Origin of the sequence: Streptomyces sp. NPDC016562 (assembly GCF_043076955.1) — a bacterium.
In the GTDB taxonomy this organism is placed as follows: domain Bacteria; phylum Actinomycetota; class Actinomycetes; order Streptomycetales; family Streptomycetaceae; genus Streptomyces.
The window spans coordinates 1,664,531-1,679,679 of sequence record NZ_JBIBRZ010000001.1 but is presented as its reverse complement, the minus strand read 5'-3'; the positions used below and the strand labels follow the sequence as shown (position 1 = coordinate 1,679,679).

Here is a 15,149-nt window from a genome sequence, read left to right as displayed (position 1 = left end):
TGACCGACTGGTTAAGTGTCCGTCTGGCCGATTTCGTCCAGTTTTCCTACCGGGTTCCGGCCGGCTCCGGCCGGAACCTACCGCGTTCCGGCCTGCCCGCCCGGCCGTCGCCGGTCCGCGTTACTGGCCCACGCGCCCGGGCTGGAGGGTCTGCGTGAACAGGGTATCGCCGCCCTGGCGCCGCAACCGCACCGTGAGTTCCCCGCTGCCGCCGTCGATGTCGACCTCTCCGTAGTACGGCGGGTTCTCCGAGGGGGACATGTTGGCGAAGGGAGCCGACTGCACGTACGCCGTCCGCGGGCCGAAGGTGGCGTCGAGCCGCCCGGCCGGGAAGCCGCCCGCGCCGATCGGGCCGGAGACGAACTCCCAGAACGGCGCGAAGTCGGTGAAGGCGGCCCGCTCGGGCGCGTAGTGGTTCGCGGCGGTGTAGTGCACGTCCGCGGTGAGCCAGAGGGTGCCGGTGATGCGCTGGTGCTTGATGTGGCGCAGGAGTTCGGCGATCTGGAGCTCGCGGCCCAGCGGAGCACCCGGGTCGCCCTGCGCCACGGCCTCGAAGTTCGCCGCCCCGTCGGGGACGACGATGCCCAGGGGCATGTCGGCGGCGATGACCTTCCAGGTCGCGCGGGAGCGCGAGAGCTCGCGCTTGAGCCAGGCCAGCTGCTCGGGGCCGAGGATGCCGAGGGGGTCCTCGGTCTGGGTGTCCGGGGAGTTGGCGTTGCGGTGGGTGCGCATGTCGAGGACGAAGACGTCGAGCAGCGGGCCGTACCGCATCACGCGGTACATGCGGCCTTCGGCGGCGCCGCCGCGCAGGTCGGTGACGGGGAAGTACTCGCCGAAGGCCTGGCGGGCGCGGGCGGCGAGGACGTCGACCTCCTTGACGGTGTAGCGGGGGTCGTCGATCAGCTGGCCGGGGTACCAGTTGTTGCGCACCTCGTGGTCGTCCCACTGGGCCAGGACGGGGACCTGGGCGTTGAAGGCGAGCAGGTGGCGATCGAGCAGGTTGTAGCGGAAGTTCCCGCGGAACTCGGCGAGCGTCTCGGCGACCTTCGCCTTCTCCTCGGTCGTGACGTTGCGCCAGAGACTGCCGTCGCGCAGCGGTACGGAGGATTTGATCGGCCCGTCGGCGTAGATCGTGTCCCCGCTGAAGAGGAAGAAGTCGGGGTCGCGCAGCCGCATCTCCTCGAAGACGCGGTAGCCGCCGACGTCGGGGTTGATCCCCCAGCCCTGGCCGGCCAGGTCGCCGGACCACAGGAAGCGCACGTCGTGGCGACGCGACGCGGGCGTGGTGCGGAAGGTGCCCTGGACGGGTGCGGAGGTGCGGCGGGGGTCGTCCGGGTCGGCGAGGACGACCCGGTAGTGGATCTGCTGCCCGGGCGGGAGGTCGCGCAGGACCGTGGTTCCGGTGAAGTCGCCGGACGGGCCGAGCAGCGGGCCGCGGTGGCGGCGTACGGCGTAGCGGAACGACTCGCTCGGGGAGGTCTCGACGTACATGCGCGCGAGGCGGTCCGAACGCGTCCAGACGGTGGCCGAGTGGGCGGTGATCTCGCCGGACTGGACGCCCCAGAGCGCGTTCGGCCGGGCGGAGCGGGCGAAGGCGGGGGCGGCGAGCGCCGGTGAGGCGAGCAGTGCGGAGGAGAGGGCGAGGGAACCCCCGATGAGGGTCCGTCGGGTGTGCGGGGTCGGTGCCATCGGTGCGTCTCCAGGGGGGTGGCGAGAACGGTCGGACCAGCGTGCCCCCGCACACCGGCCCGGCCGCGTCGCCCACGCGAACCGCGGATGAACAGCCGTCAGCCGCTCACCCGTTCGAGATCGCGGCCGCCGCTAGGCGGGTGCTGCGGGCGGTGTCCAGTACGACTCGGGAGACGAGCGCCGGATCGTCGTTCATCGGGACGTGGCCGCAGCCCGGGAGGCGGACCAGCCGGGCGCCGGGGAGCGTGTGCTTGGCGCGTACGCCCTGGCGGCGCAGCAGCAGCCGGTCGCGGGTGCCCCAGGCGATGGTGACCGGCAGGCCGGGCACGTCCTCGGTGAACCGTACGGAGCCACCCGCGGCCAGGGTCTCCTCGAAGCCGGTGGCCCCGCGCAGGGCGAGGGTCTCGGCGACCACGGCCTCGGGCGAACGGCGCGCGGGGCGGGCGTAGATGCTGCCGGTGAGCGCGGCGCGGCCGGCGGCGGTGCGCGAGAGGCGCTCCATGGCGGACAGCGGCAGCGCCTTGGCGCCGGCGCGCATCGTGCGCAGGGCGGCGAAGGCGTAGCGGCGCTCGCCCTCCGTCCAGAACCCGGCGGGGGACAGGGCGGTGACGGAGCGGACGAGGTCGCGGCGGCCCATTTCGAGGGCGAGCAGCCCGCCGAGGGAGTTCCCCGCGACGTGCGGGCGCTCGACGCCGAGCGCCGCGCAGAGCCCGGCGAGCGCCCTGGCCACGGTCCCCAGGCTGTACGGGACCCCGTCGGGCAGCGGCTGCGAGGCGCCGAACCCGGGCAGGTCGACGGCGATCACATCGTGTTCGGCGGCCAGGATGTCCATGACCGGGTGCCAGGCCTGGAGGTGGTGGCCGATGCCGTGCAGCAGGAGAAGCGGTTCGCCGGAGCCCTTGCGCTCGTAGGTGGTGGTCGCGGTGCGGGGGCCGACCGGCGTGTCGATCGGGAAGGAGACCGTGGCGGTCATGCTGCTCCTCGTCGGTAGGACGTGCGAGACAGGCTGTCAGTAGTGCCTTCCCTCATGATTACCGTCCGGTAGCCCTTGACTACAAGCCTTCGGTGAGTACGAGAACATCCCGTGAACGGCTTGATACGTATGCCCGATCTGCCCGGCAAAGGCCTGAGCATTGGTCTTGACCAAGGGGGTGCGCCGTCCTATCGTCGCAGGCATAGTGCAGGAACCTTTAATAAACAAGGGCGCGGAACTGCCGCTGGAACACACGGCGAGTGCAGCGATGGCAGGAGGAGTCAGGGTGGGGACCACGCAGCTCGAAACGGTGCCGGAGCCGAAGTACTGGCACCTCAAGACCGTCCTCAGCGAGGCGCTCGACCAGGACTTCGCCGTGGGCGAGGTCCTGCCCAACGAGCGCGAGCTCGCGGCCCGTTTCGGAGTCGCCCGCGCCACCCTGCGTCAGGCGCTGGAGCAGCTGGAGCTCGAAGGCCGGCTGCAGCGGCGCCGCGGAGTGGGCACCACCGTCGCGCCGCCGCGCGTGGGCGTCGCCGTGGGCAGTGCGCGGCACAGCTGGCCCGGCGAGAGCGCCGACGGCTGGGAGCCGGTGGACGCGACGGAGACCGCGCCGTCGGCCGCGGTGCTGAAGCTCCTGGGCACCGGGGGCGGCTTCGCCTCCGACCAGCCGGTCCACACGGTGCGCCGGACGCGGGTCACGAACGGCCAGGCCGTCGCCGCAGAACTGCTCTACGTTCCGGCCGCGTCGGTGCCCGGACTGCCGGCCATCGAGGCGCCGACCGGACCGGCGCGCGCCCGCGCCGTCCTGCGCGAGCTCCAGCGGCTGGTCCTCGACGGGCAGGACCGCTCGGTGGAGCTGGGCTCCGCCCGCGCCGACGACGCCAAGGAGCTGGACCGCCTGCCCGGCGCGCCCGTACTCCTGGTCACCACGCGCTACTTCACCTCCGCGGGCACGGCCGCGCTCTCGGTCGCGACCTACCGCGCCGACACCTGCCGGCTGACCTTCGGCGACTCGGGCGGCGTGGAGATCGCCGACGAGCCGCGCGTGGCCTCCTGACACCGCCGGGCCGTCCGGTTTCGGACGTACCGGTTTCGGGACGTCCGAAGCCCGTACCTTGCGGTGCAGCGCGGCGCGGGGCGCTGAGGTGCGGCGGGTGCCGTACGGGTGGGGTTCCGCACGGTCAACTGCGGCGGGCCGTGACCGTCTTCTCCACCGCGAAGAGCTCTTCCTCCACGTGGTCCAGCGCGAGCCGGAGGGCGCCGGTCGCCACCGCGGCCTCGCCGAGCAGGGACAGGGCCACCCGCGGCGGGCGCAGGCAGTAGCGCTCCAGCTCCCGGCGCAGCGGTTCCAGGACCCCGTCCAGGCCGGCCGCCCAGCCGCCGACGACCACCAGCTCCGGATCCATGGCCAGCACCAGCGCCGCCACGTCGTGCACCAGCCGCTGCAGGAACCGCTCGACGGCGGCCACCGCCCGCTCGTCGCCCCGCTTGGCCATCGCGAAGACCTCGGCGACCGCCGGCTCGTCCAGCGGATGCAGCGGTTCACTGGTGGTCGAGAGCAGCCGCTCCGGCGTGACCTCGCGGCCCAGCAGATGGAGCGCGCCGATCTCGCCGGCGGCCCCGCCGAAGCCACGGTGCAGCCGGCCGCCGATCAGCGATCCGGCGCCAGGACTGAGCCCCGCCATGACGAACACCATGTCGCCGGTGTCCCGGGCGGCGCCCTTCCAGTGCTCGGCGACCGCCGCCGCGTTGGCGTCGTTCTCCACGTGGACCGGGCAGCGGAACGAGCGCCGCAGCCGCTCCCCGAGCGGCAGCCCCGTCCAGCCGGGCAGCGCGGTGCCCAGGCGGACCGTGCCGTCCGCCTCCACGATCCCGGGGCTCGCGACCCCGACGGCCCACAGGGAGTCCCGGGGCACGCCGGCGCGGCGCAGCAGATCGGCGACGGCCGCCCGCACCCGCTCCAGCCGCTCGTCGGCGGACGCGGTCTCCGCGACGTCCTTGGTACCGGCGCCGATGATGCGGCCGTCCAGTCCGGACAGCAGCACCGCGATGCGGTGCGAGCCGATCTCGATGCCGAGCAGGTGCCCCGCTTCGACCCGGAACCGGAACCGTCTGGCCGGTCGCCCCTGGCGCCGCGCGCCCTCCTCCGCGTCGGCCTCGACGACCAGCCCGGTCGCCATCAGCCCCTCCATGACGCCCTCGACGGTCGGCCGGGAGAGGCCGGTCACCCGGGTGAGGTCGGTGAGGGTCGCAGATCCGGTCGCGCGCAGTGCGCGCAGCACCACGGCGGAGTTGATCCGCCGGAGCAGAGAGGGATCCCCGCCGGTCAGCTGCCCCAACGTGTGTCCTCCCAGCTAGCGAGCTTGTCAGCCGGATCGTACTGTGCGCCCCGGTCGGCGGCGAGAAGCAGCCCCCCCATCGCCCGTGACCAGCCCCTCCCTCACGCCGGGGCGACGAACCCCGACTCGTAAGCCGCGATCACCGCCTGCGTGCGGTCCCGGGCCCCCAGCTTCGCCAGAATCGCGCTGACGTGCGACTTGACCGTCTCCGTGCCGATGATCAGCTCGGACGCGATCTCCACGTTCGTGAGCCCCCGCGCCATGAGCCGCAGCACTGCCTCCTCCCGCTCGGTCAGGGCGGCCCGCTCCAGTGCCGCCCGGGCCCGCTGGTTCCCGTACTCCGCGGCCAGGGCCCGCACGGCCGCCGGAAAGAGCAGCGTCTCGCCCTCCGCCACCAGCCGCACCGCGTGCACGATCTCCGAAGGCCGGGCCCGCTTCAGCAGGAACCCGTCCGCGCCGGCCCGCAGCGCCTGGTAGACGTACTCGTCGTTTTCGAAGGTGGTCACCACGAGGATCTTCGGCGGGCTGTCCACCGTCCGCAGGACCGCCCGGGTCGCCTCGATCCCGTCGAGAAGCGGCATCCGCACGTCCATGGCCACCACGTCGGGCCGCAGCTGCCGCACGAGCGGGACCACTGACGCCCCGTCGGCCGCCTCACCCACCACTTCGATGTCGGGCTGGGCGTCCAAGACGGCACGCAGACCCGCGCGCACCAGGGGCTCGTCGTCGACGAGCAGTACGGTAACCGGCATCCGGTCAGCGTATTCGTTCCAGCGGAAGCCGGGCGTGCACTCTCCAGCCGCCCTCATACGGCCCGGTCTGCGCGTCTCCGCCGAGCAGCGCGGCCCGCTCCCGCATCCCGCGCAGCCCGCTGCCCCCGCCCACCGCGACGGCGGGCCGCTGCGGCAGCGGATTCGTCACCTCCAGGTCCAGCCGGCCCGCGGCCATCTCCACCCGCACCCGGACCGGCACGGGGCCGCAGTGCCTCAGCACATTGGTCAGTGCCTCCTGCAGGATCCGGTACCCCTCCCGGGTGACGGGCCCCGGCAAACTCTCCAGGGGACCGGTCAGTTGTGCGTCCACGGCAGAGCCGGAAGCCCGCGCCGACTCCAGCAACCGGTCCGCCTCCACCAGCGTCGGCCGCTGCGAGGGCTGCTGCGCCGACTCCCGCAGCACCATGAGCACCCGTTCAAGGTCCTCCAGCGCGGCCCGGCCCGTCTCCTCGATCGCGCTCAGCGCCCGGTCCGTGAACGCGGGATCACCCGCGGCCCGCGCCGCCCCGGCCTGTACGACCGCCACCGTCAGCGCGTGCCCGATGGAGTCGTGCAGCTCCCGCGCGATCCGGGTCCGCTCCAACAGCTGCTCGGTGCGCGCCTCCAGCGCGGTGAGCCGTTCGGCCGCCGAAGGTCCGAGTAGCCGCCTGGCGATCTGCGTGATCACCTCACCGAGGAGCACCACGACGACGAGGAGCACGATCAGCGGCACCGGGGCGAGCAGAGCCGCAGCCCAGCGCGGCGGGGCGGACCAGATCGCTGGATCGCCGGCCGGCGTGTGCCCGAGCGCCCTCGCGACGAGCTCGACCGACGCCAACGGCAGGGTGACGGTGGCGAACATGGCCGCGCCCGAGACGACCAGCCGTATCTCCAGCCACAGCAGCGTCCGCCACCGGTCGCTCCACCGCTTCGACGGCGCGGCGCTGATACCGCTGTCGGCCGAGTCGCGCTCGTCCGGGGTCAGCAGGAACTGCGCCTGCAGACCCTCGGCCAGTCGCACCCAGGGCACGAACCCGAACGGTATGACGATCAGCAGCGGAACCCACGGCCACGCGGGGTTGATGAACATCCAGATGGCCAGCAGCAGGAGGGGAACGCACAGGTGCAGCCAGCGCGAGTACGTCACCGGGAGGAACGGAGCACGGAGCAGTCGGTACATGCCCCCATCGTGACAGCGGGCAGGTCACGGCCGTCTCCCCCACGTGGGGGAGACGCCACCCCCGCATGGGGGAGGGAAGGGGGCGGGCCGGCCGGGACTCTGGAGTCATGAACCGCATCGAGCTCCGAGAACTGACCAAGGACTACGGCAACCACCGTGTCGTGGACCACCTCACCTTCGACGTCCTGCCCGGCCGCGTCACGGGATTCCTGGGACCCAACGGCGCCGGCAAGTCCACCACGATGCGGCTGCTGCTGGGTCTCGACCGGGCCACCTCGGGAACGGCCACCATCGGCGGCCGCCGATTCACCGAACTCCAGGCCCCCTTGCACGAGGTGGGAGCCCTGCTCGACCCCCAGGCGGCCCACGGCGGGCGCACGGCGCGCGACCACCTCCTCATACTGGCCGCCAGCAACGACATTCCGGCGGCAAGGGTGGACGCGGTACTGGAGCAAGCCGGCATAGCCCCGGTGGCCCGTCGGCGGGTCAAGACCTTCTCGCTGGGGATGCGCCAGCGCCTGGGCATCGCCGCCGCGCTGCTCGGTGACCCCGGGGTGTTCCTGCTGGACGAGCCGACCAACGGACTCGATCCCGAGGGCATCATCTGGATTCGAGAGCTGATGCGCGCACTGGCCGCCGAGGGGCGCACGGTTCTGGTGTCCAGTCACCTGATGGCGGAGACCGCCTCGTTCGTCGATCACCTGGTGGTCCTCGGGCAGGGCCGGCTGCTCGCGGACACCTCGATAGGTGAGTTCATCGAAGCCCGCAGCAGCCCCAGGGTCCGGCTGCGGACCTCCGACCCTGAGCGCTTGCGGGCCGCCCTGGAGGGCGAGGGCTGGAAGCTGAGCGCCGCATCTGACGGGCGGTGGACCGTGGACGGCGTCCAGGCCGAGGCCGTCGGAGCCCTCGCCGCCCGCGCAGGGGTTCCGATGATCGAGCTCACCGACGAAAGGGCCTCGCTGGAGGAGGCCTATCTCGACCTCACGGCCGACCGCGCCCCGTTCTCCGCCCCCGGCTGACTCCGTCCACCTCAGCCGTCTGCCACCCACCGCCGAACTCGACCTGGAGGCCCTGCCATGACCACAGCCGCCCTGCCCACCGTCCCCGTCCTGCGCTCGGAATGGATCAAGATACGGTCCGCCCGATCGGTCCTCGGCTCCCTCATAGCCGTGTTCGTCGCCACGGCCGGCATCACCGTGCTCACTGCAGCGGCGATCGGAGCGGGGGAGGAAGGCGCCTTGGGGGAGGATCGGCTGCTCGGCGCGTTCTACGGCATCAACTTCGGGCAGATAGCGGCCATCACCTTCGGGGCCACCGCGCTGGCCGGTGAGTTCAAGGCGGGGGCCTTGCGGGTCTCGCTGACCGCCGTGCCCCACCGGACCCGGTTGTACCTCTCGAAGGTCGCCGTGGTCGGCGCGCTCGCCTTCCTCGTGGGGCAGGTCACCGGCCTCACCACGTTCCTCGCCGGGCAGGCCTTCATGGGCCCCGATGCACTCGGCCTGGGCGACCCGGGCGCGGTGCGGGCGGTCTTCGGCAGCGGTGTCTACCTGATGCTGATCGCGCTGCTCTCGGCCGGTCTGACCGCCCTGGTCCGCAGCGGCACGCTCGTGATGAGCCTGCTCATACCCTTCCTCCTGATCGTTCCCTTCGTGGTCGGCCAGGTCGCGGGCGGGGCAGGGCAGTTCATGCCCGACCGGGCCGGTCAGATGGTGATGCGGATGCACGCGCAGGGCTCCCTGGGGCCCTGGAGCGGGCTGGGGGTGGCCGCCCTGTGGGCGACGGCGGCGCTGGTGGCCGGCTGGTTCGCGGTGCGGCGCAGGGACGCGTGACGCCGGGCCAGTTGTCAGTGGTGGTCGGGATACTGACGGTATGACCACGGCAGAGCACCTCGACACGATCGACCGGCTCCGGGCAGGGGAGTTCCCCGCCGAGCCGGTCCGGTCCGGCGGGCAGATCAGCGGCCCGGGCTATCACCTCGTCCAGCTGGGATGGACACGGGACTTCTGGGACGACGACGGTTCGGGCCGGGCCGAGGCGGCCGATCAGATCACCGCCGAGTACGAGGCGCTCACCCAGGCCCTGGCCGGCCGGTGGGGGGACCAGCAGGTCTTCAGCGTCGCGTCGCTGCTGGAGCGGGGGCTCGACGGGGAGGAGATACCGCCGCCGTGGGACGTGGTGAGCAACACCACCGACCACGTGCATCTGTGGCGGGCCGAGGAGCAGTGGCTGGTGGCCTATGTGGCGCAGTGGGACCGCGAGGACCCCTACGTGCTGATGGCAGGAGTCACGGTGATCGACCCGCCGTGAGAACCGGTGGGCGTGCCCTACGGGAGGTCGGGGGACTCGGCGGCGGCGCGGAGGCGGGCGTACTCCTGGGCCATGGTCTCGGCGGTCCAATGGGCGTTGAGGCCGCTGGGGTTGGGGAGCGCCCAGACGCGGGTGGAGCCGATGGTCCGCTCCTGGGGGCCGATCTGGGCCTTTCGCTCGCCGAAGGCGGTGCGGTAGGCGGTGACGCCTACGACGGCGAGCCACTGGGGGCGCAGCAGTTCCACCTTGGCCGTCAGGATGCGGCCGCCCTCGCGGAACTCCTCGGCGCTCAGCTCGTCGGCGCGGGCCGTGGCACGGGCCACGACGTTGGTGATGCCGAGCCGGTAGGTCAGCAGCTCCTCCTGCTCGGAGGGGGCCAGGCGGCGCGGGGTGAAGCCGGACAGGTGCAGGACGGGCCAGAAGCGGTTGCCGGGGCGGGCGAAGTGGTGGCCCGTCGCGGCGGAGAGGAGACCGGGGTTGATGCCGCAGAACAGCACACGCAGACCGCCCGCGACCACGTCCGCAAGGACGCGATCACGGGCGGCGTCGAGCTCTTCGGGAGTCAGAGGATCGACCCCGGGGCGTATCCGGCGGCGGCCGGGTGCTGCTTGGCGATCGCCTCGATGCGGGAGATCACCGCCGCGACCTGGTCGCCCGCGGCGCCGGTGAAGGACAGCTTGTCGGCCATCAATGCGTCGAGCTGGGCCCGGTCCAGCGGCATCCGCTCGTCGGCGGCCAGCTTGTCCAGCAGCTCGTTGCGCTCGGCACCCTGCTCGCGCATGGCGAGGGCGGAGGCCACCGCGTGCTCCTTGATGACCTCGTGCGCGGCCTCGCGGCCGACACCGGCCCGCACCGCGCCCATCAGGACCTTGGTGGTCGCGAGGAACGGCAGGTAGCGGTCCAGCTCGCGGGCCACGACCGCCGGGAAGGCGCCGAACTCGTCGAGGACGGTCAGGAAGGTCTCCAGGAGGCCGTCGAAGGCGAAGAAGGCGTCCGGCAGGGCCACGCGGCGCACCACGGAGCAGGAGACGTCGCCCTCGTTCCACTGGTCGCCGGCCAGCTCGCCCGTCATCGAGGCGTAGCCGCGCAGGATGACCATGAGGCCGTTCACGCGCTCGCAGGAGCGGGTGTTCATCTTGTGGGGCATGGCGGAGGAGCCGACCTGGCCGGGCTTGAAGCCCTCGGTGACCAGCTCGTGGCCGGCCATCAGGCGGATCGTCTTGGCGATCGACGACGGGGCGGCGGCGAGCTGCACCAGCGCGGTGACCACGTCGTAGTCGAGCGAGCGGGGGTAGACCTGGCCGACCGAGGTGAAGGCCTGGGCGAAGCCGAGGTGGGCCGCGATCCGCTGCTCCAGGTCGGCGAGCTTGGCGGCGTCGCCGCCCAGCAGGTCGAGCATGTCCTGGGCGGTGCCGACCGGGCCCTTGATGCCCCGCAGCGGGTAGCGCCCGAGGAGGTCCTCCAGACGGTCGTAGGCGACCAGGAGCTCGTCGGCCGCGGTGGCGAAGCGCTTGCCCAGGGTGGTGGCCTGCGCGGCCACGTTGTGGGAGCGGCCGGCCATGACCAGCTCGGCGTGCTCGCCAGCCAGCTTGCCGAGGCGGGCGAGGACGGCGACCGTGCGGTCCCGGGCCAGCTCCAGCGAGAGCCGGATCTGCAGCTGCTCGACGTTCTCGGTGAGGTCGCGCGAGGTCATGCCCTTGTGGACGTGCTCGTGACCGGCGAGGGCGTTGAACTCCTCGATGCGGGCCTTCACGTCGTGCCGGGTGACCTTCTCGCGCTCGGCGATGGAGGCGAGGTCGACGGTCTCCAGGACGCGCTCGTAGTCGGCGAGGGCGGCGTCCGGTACCTCGATACCGAGGTCCTTCTGGGCGCGCAGCACGGCGAGCCACAGCCGCCGCTCCAGCGTCACCTTGTACTCGGGGGACCACAGGACGGCGAGCTCCGCGGAGGCGTAGCGGCCGGCCAGGACATTGGGGATGCGGGGCTTGGCTGTCACGTGGAGTGATTCTACTTGGGCCCCGGCTGTGTGTTTACGCAGGTAGGGCCACCGCTCCCGATTGTGGCTTGCTACGAGACCGCGGGGTCCTCGTGGGAGATGTAGGGGAGCAGCTCGGGGCGTTTGGCCGGGCGGCCGTCACCTGAGGAGCGGCCCGTCAGGCGGCGGCCGATCCAGGGCAGCAGATGCCGGCGGGCGAAGCTCAGGTCCTGTGTCCGGCGCACCGCCCAGCCCGGCGGCGCGGCGGCGGGCAGTTCCGTGCGCCACTCCTCTTCGGCGGGCAGGCCCAGTGCCTGCCACACCGCCTCCGCCACCCGTCGGTGGCCCTCGGCCGTCAGGTGCAGCCGGTCGACGTCCCACATCCGCGGGTCCCCGAGCGCCGGGGCCCCGTACAGGTCCACCACCAGGGCGCCGTGCCGGTCGGCGAGCTCCTCGATGATGACGAACAGCTCTTCCATGCGGGGCCGGAAGCGTTCCATCACCGGCCCGTTGCGCCCCGGGGAGCGCATCAGGACGAGGTGCTTGCAGGAGGGCGCGAGGATCTCCACGGCGGACTCCAGGTGGGCCCGGACCCTGCCCATGTCCACTTTGGGGCGCAGTGCGTCGTTCAGCCCGCCCACCAGGGTCACCACGTCGGCGCCCATGGCCGCCGCCACCGGTGCCTGGTCCTCGGCGATCTGCCCGATCAGCTTCCCGCGGACCGCGAGGTTCGCGTAGCGGAAGCCCGGTTCCCGCGCGGCGAGGCGGGCGGCCAGCAGGTCGGCCCAGCCCCGGTAGGAGCCGTCCGGGAGGAGGTCGGACATGCCCTCGGTGAAGGAGTCGCCGACCGCGACGAGACTGCTGTAAGAGGCGTTGATTTCCATGGCCGAACGATGTTACCGCGCGGTACCCCAGCCCCGGAGGGCCAGGGCACCACGCGTCCCGGACGGCTCAGGCGGAGGCGGGCCTGCCGAACAGCTCCCGCAGTACGTCCTCCATCGTCACCAGCCCCGTCATGGTGCCGTCCGCCCCGAGGACCGCCGCCAGGTGCGTACGGCTGCGCCGCATGGCGGTCAGCACGTCGTCCAGCGGGGTCTCCGCCCTGACCTGGGCGATCGGCCGCAGCGCCGAGACCGGGAACGGCTCGTCCCGTGCGTCCGCCTCCAGGGCGTCCTTCACGTGCAGGTAGCCGAGGATGCCGTGCTGCGCGTCGATGACGGGGAAACGCGAGTAGCCGGACTCGGCCGCGAGCCGCTCCAGCCCGGCCGGAGTGATGCCCTCCCGCGCCGGCACCACCCGGTCGCGCGGCAACACCACGTCGCGCACGGGCCGGCGGCCCAGCTCCAGGGCGTCGTGCAGGCGCTCGCTCGCCCGGTCGTCGATGAGCCCGGCGTCACTGGAGTCCTTGACCATCCGCGCCAGCTCGTCGTCCGAGAAGGTCGCGGCGACCTCGTCCTTCGCCTCGACCCGCAGCAGCCGCAGCAGGGTGTTGGCGAAGGCGTTGATCGCGAAGATTACCGGCCGCAGCCCCCGCGTCAGGGCCACCAGCGGCGGTCCCAGCAGCAGCGCGGTGCGCACCGGCTCGGACAGGGCGACGTTCTTCGGCACCATCTCGCCGAAGAGCATGTGCAGGTACGTCGCCAGTGCCAGGGCCACGACGAAGGAGACGGCGTGCGTCACGCCGCCCGGCACCCCCACGGCGTCGAACATCGGGGTCAGCAGGTGGGCGATGGCCGGCTCGGCCACCACACCCAGCACCAGGGTGCACAGCGTGATGCCCAGCTGGGCCGCTGCCATCAGCGCCGACAGGTGCTCCAGGCCCCACATGACGGCGCGGGCCCGCCGGTCGCCCTGCTCGGCGTACGGCTCGATCTGGCTGCGCCGGACCGAGATCATCGCGAACTCTGCGCCGACGAAGAAGGCGTTGACCACCAGGGTCGCCAGACCGATCAACAGCTGGATCGCGGTCATCGGGCGTCCCCCTTCGGGTCGTCGGCCGCTTCGGCCGGGGCGTGCAGCAGCACCCGCGCGGCCCGTCGCCCGCCCGCGTCCACCACGTCCAGCCGCCAGCCGCCCAGCTCCAGACGGTCGCCGACGGCCGGGATCCGGCCCAGCTCCGTCGCTATCAGGCCGGCCAGGGTCTCGTACGGCCCGTCCGGCACCCGCAGGCCGATCCGCTGGAGCTGGTCGGTGCGCGCCGCGCCGTCGGCGGAGTACAGCAGGCGCCCGGAGTCGTCCGTACCGGCCGGGGCCAGGTCCGAGGTCTCGTGCGGGTCGTGCTCGTCGCGGACCTCGCCGACCACCTCCTCGACGATGTCCTCCAGCGTGGCCACTCCGGCCGTGCCGCCGTACTCGTCGATGACCACGGCCATCGTCTGCTTGCCGGACAGCCGGTCCAGCAGCCGGTCCACGGTCAGGGACTCCGGTACGAGGAGGGGCTCGCGCAGCAGCTGCGCCACGGGATAGCGGTAACGCTCCTCGGCGGGCAGCGCCAGCACGTCCTTGATGTGGACCGTGCCGACGACGGTGTCGAGGCTGCCGCGGTAGACGGGGAAACGGGACAGGCCGGTGGCCAGCGTCGCGTTCGCCACGTCCCCCGCGGTGGTCTGCACGTCGAGGGCGGTGACCTGGACGCGCGGGGTCATCACGTTCTCCGCGGTCAGATCGGCCAGGTTCAGGGTCCGTACGAACAGCTCGGCGGTGTCCTTCTCCAGGGCGCCCGCCTTCGCGGAGTGCCGCGCCAGCGCGACGAGCTCCTGCGGGGTGCGCGCGGAGGCCAGCTCCTCGGCCGGCTCCATGCCGAAGCGGCGCACCATGTGGTTCGCGGTGGTGTTGAGGTGGCTGATCAGGGGCTTGAAGGCCCGGCTGAAGACCCGCTGCATCGTCGCGACGCGCTTGGCGATCGCCAGGGGGGAGGAGATGGCCCAGTTCTTGGGCACCAGCTCACCGATGACCATCAGGACGACCGTCGACACCACGGTGCCGAGCACCAGGGCGGTGGAGGACGCTGCTGCGGCCGACAGACCCACGGATTCCAGGGGGCCTTGGAGCAGGGTGGAGATCGAGGGCTTGGAGATCATGCCGATGACCAGGCCGGTCACGGTGATGCCGAGCTGGGCGCCGGAGAGCTGGAACGTCAGGGTGCGGACGGCCGCCAAGGCGCTGTCGGCCCCGCGCTCGCCGCGCTCGACGGCCTGTTCGAGCTCGCTGCGCTCGACGGTCGTCAGCGAGAACTCGGCCGCGACGAAGACCCCGCAGGCGACGCAGAGCAGCAGTGCCACGACGAGAAGGAGCACTTCGGTCATCGGTCGATCACCTCCGTCCCATGATCGGCCAGGAGGAGGGGGACCGCGCGATCTCGCGAACGGGTATGTCGTGGACTGGGAGGCTCGCCCATGGGCGGACGCTCACACCTTTCACCTGAGGGGACCTTTGCAGCCATGGTAAAGGACGGGCAAAGGCAGCGGATCATTCTTTTGGGGGAGCGCGACCGGGTGATGGGATTCCGGACATGAGTGATCTTCATATCGGCCCCGCGTCGGCTGCCGACCTCGACACCGTCCTGGACTTCTGGAAGGCCGCCGCCGAGGGCACGAGTATCAGCGACGACCTCGCCGGCGTCGAGCGCCTCCACGACCGGGACCCGGACGCGCTGCTGCTCGCCCGGCGCGACGGCGAGCTCGTCGGGACGGTGATCGCCGGGTTCGACGGCTGGCGCTGCCACCTGTACCGGCTGGCCGTCCACCCGGGGCACCGCAGGCAGGGGATCGCGGCGGCGCTGCTGGCGGCCGCCGAGCAACGGTTCACGGAGCTCGGCGGCCGGCGGGGCGACGCGATGGTGCTCGACCGCAACGAGCGGGCGCACCGCGTGTGGGACGCGGTGGGGTACAGCCCGCAGGAGCAGTGGACGCGCTGGGTCAAGCCGCTCGGCTGA

Annotated in this window: 15 protein-coding genes; 5 read left to right on the top strand and 10 right to left on the bottom strand. The window is 72.4% G+C overall.

The genetic code is table 11. From position 1 onward, the window contains the following. Positions 1-120 precede the first annotated feature (120 nt). On the bottom strand, positions 121-1,689 hold the full coding sequence (locus ACF059_RS07730) for an alkaline phosphatase D family protein (RefSeq protein ID WP_392052787.1): 1,569 nt from the start codon (positions 1,687-1,689) through the stop codon (positions 121-123). 106 nt (positions 1,690-1,795) lie between these two features. Continuing rightward, positions 1,796-2,662 carry an alpha/beta fold hydrolase gene (locus tag ACF059_RS07725; RefSeq protein WP_392052784.1) on the bottom strand — a complete coding sequence of 289 codons (867 nt, stop codon included), beginning with the start codon at positions 2,660-2,662 and terminating at the stop codon, positions 1,796-1,798. Positions 2,663-2,948: 286 nt separating this feature from the next. Between ACF059_RS07725 and ACF059_RS07720 the strand changes: the two genes are divergently transcribed. Continuing rightward, positions 2,949-3,719 carry a GntR family transcriptional regulator gene (locus tag ACF059_RS07720; protein ID WP_392052781.1) on the top strand — a complete coding sequence of 257 codons (771 nt, stop codon included), beginning with the start codon at positions 2,949-2,951 and terminating at the stop codon, positions 3,717-3,719. Positions 3,720-3,843: 124 nt separating this feature from the next. Here ACF059_RS07720 and ACF059_RS07715 read toward each other — a convergent pair whose 3' ends face one another. From ACF059_RS07715 to ACF059_RS07705, 3 genes are all read right to left on the bottom strand, one after another. After that, positions 3,844-5,001 carry an ROK family protein gene (locus ACF059_RS07715; RefSeq protein ID WP_360898370.1) on the bottom strand — a complete coding sequence of 386 codons (1,158 nt, stop codon included), beginning with the start codon at positions 4,999-5,001 and terminating at the stop codon, positions 3,844-3,846. A 101-nt stretch (positions 5,002-5,102) separates the two neighbouring features. After that, positions 5,103-5,753, bottom strand: a complete 651-nt coding sequence (locus tag ACF059_RS07710) for a response regulator (RefSeq protein ID WP_392052778.1) — start codon at positions 5,751-5,753, stop codon at positions 5,103-5,105. A 4-nt stretch (positions 5,754-5,757) separates the two neighbouring features. Then, entirely contained in the window at positions 5,758-6,933 is a 1,176-nt protein-coding gene (locus ACF059_RS07705; protein WP_392052776.1) for a sensor histidine kinase, read from the bottom strand. A 107-nt stretch (positions 6,934-7,040) separates the two neighbouring features. On the opposite strand from ACF059_RS07705, the gene ACF059_RS07700 reads away from it, so the two are divergent. The 3 genes from ACF059_RS07700 to ACF059_RS07690 are packed head-to-tail and all read left to right on the top strand — an operon-like array spanning position 7,041 to position 9,240. Next, complete coding sequence (locus ACF059_RS07700) at positions 7,041-7,952, top strand: ATP-binding cassette domain-containing protein (RefSeq protein ID WP_392052773.1); 912 nt, start codon at positions 7,041-7,043, stop codon at positions 7,950-7,952. A 57-nt stretch (positions 7,953-8,009) separates the two neighbouring features. Continuing rightward, entirely contained in the window at positions 8,010-8,762 is a 753-nt protein-coding gene (locus tag ACF059_RS07695; RefSeq protein ID WP_392052770.1) for an ABC transporter permease, read from the top strand. A 40-nt stretch (positions 8,763-8,802) separates the two neighbouring features. Further along, entirely contained in the window at positions 8,803-9,240 is a 438-nt protein-coding gene (locus ACF059_RS07690; protein WP_392052767.1) for a hypothetical protein, read from the top strand. A 17-nt stretch (positions 9,241-9,257) separates the two neighbouring features. Here the strand turns inward: ACF059_RS07690 and mug are convergent, their stop codons facing one another. From mug to ACF059_RS07665, 5 genes are all read right to left on the bottom strand, one after another. After that, positions 9,258-9,806 carry a G/U mismatch-specific DNA glycosylase gene (gene mug, locus ACF059_RS07685; RefSeq protein WP_392053137.1) on the bottom strand — a complete coding sequence of 183 codons (549 nt, stop codon included), beginning with the start codon at positions 9,804-9,806 and terminating at the stop codon, positions 9,258-9,260. Continuing rightward, entirely contained in the window at positions 9,803-11,236 is a 1,434-nt protein-coding gene (purB, locus tag ACF059_RS07680; RefSeq protein WP_366868971.1) for an adenylosuccinate lyase, read from the bottom strand. The genes mug and purB overlap by 4 nt, the downstream gene beginning before the upstream one ends. 71 nt (positions 11,237-11,307) lie before the next feature. After that, positions 11,308-12,099, bottom strand: coding sequence for an SGNH/GDSL hydrolase family protein (locus ACF059_RS07675; RefSeq protein WP_392052764.1), 792 nt, complete (start codon positions 12,097-12,099; stop codon positions 11,308-11,310). Between the two features lie 67 nt (positions 12,100-12,166). Then, entirely contained in the window at positions 12,167-13,186 is a 1,020-nt protein-coding gene (locus ACF059_RS07670; RefSeq protein WP_392052761.1) for a hemolysin family protein, read from the bottom strand. After that, positions 13,183-14,520, bottom strand: a complete 1,338-nt coding sequence (locus tag ACF059_RS07665) for a hemolysin family protein (protein WP_392052759.1) — start codon at positions 14,518-14,520, stop codon at positions 13,183-13,185. The genes ACF059_RS07670 and ACF059_RS07665 overlap by 4 nt, the downstream gene beginning before the upstream one ends. Before the next feature lie 206 nt (positions 14,521-14,726). On the opposite strand from ACF059_RS07665, the gene ACF059_RS07660 reads away from it, so the two are divergent. Continuing rightward, complete coding sequence (locus ACF059_RS07660) at positions 14,727-15,149, top strand: GNAT family N-acetyltransferase (RefSeq protein ID WP_392052756.1); 423 nt, start codon at positions 14,727-14,729, stop codon at positions 15,147-15,149.

Coding starts and splice junctions, on each gene's coding strand:
- ACF059_RS07730 (WP_392052787.1), bottom strand. CDS start 1,689: ATGGCACCGACCCCGCACACCCGACGGACCCTCATCGGGGGTTCCCTC.
- ACF059_RS07725 (WP_392052784.1), bottom strand. CDS start 2,662: ATGACCGCCACGGTCTCCTTCCCGATCGACACGCCGGTCGGCCCCCGC.
- ACF059_RS07710 (WP_392052778.1), bottom strand. CDS start 5,753: ATGCCGGTTACCGTACTGCTCGTCGACGACGAGCCCCTGGTGCGCGCG.
- ACF059_RS07705 (WP_392052776.1), bottom strand. CDS start 6,933: ATGTACCGACTGCTCCGTGCTCCGTTCCTCCCGGTGACGTACTCGCGC.
- ACF059_RS07700 (WP_392052773.1), top strand. CDS start 7,041: ATGAACCGCATCGAGCTCCGAGAACTGACCAAGGACTACGGCAACCAC.
- ACF059_RS07695 (WP_392052770.1), top strand. CDS start 8,010: ATGACCACAGCCGCCCTGCCCACCGTCCCCGTCCTGCGCTCGGAATGG.
- ACF059_RS07690 (WP_392052767.1), top strand. CDS start 8,803: ATGACCACGGCAGAGCACCTCGACACGATCGACCGGCTCCGGGCAGGG.
- ACF059_RS07675 (WP_392052764.1), bottom strand. CDS start 12,099: ATGGAAATCAACGCCTCTTACAGCAGTCTCGTCGCGGTCGGCGACTCC.
- ACF059_RS07670 (WP_392052761.1), bottom strand. CDS start 13,186: ATGACCGCGATCCAGCTGTTGATCGGTCTGGCGACCCTGGTGGTCAAC.
- ACF059_RS07665 (WP_392052759.1), bottom strand. CDS start 14,520: ATGACCGAAGTGCTCCTTCTCGTCGTGGCACTGCTGCTCTGCGTCGCC.
- ACF059_RS07660 (WP_392052756.1), top strand. CDS start 14,727: ATGAGTGATCTTCATATCGGCCCCGCGTCGGCTGCCGACCTCGACACC.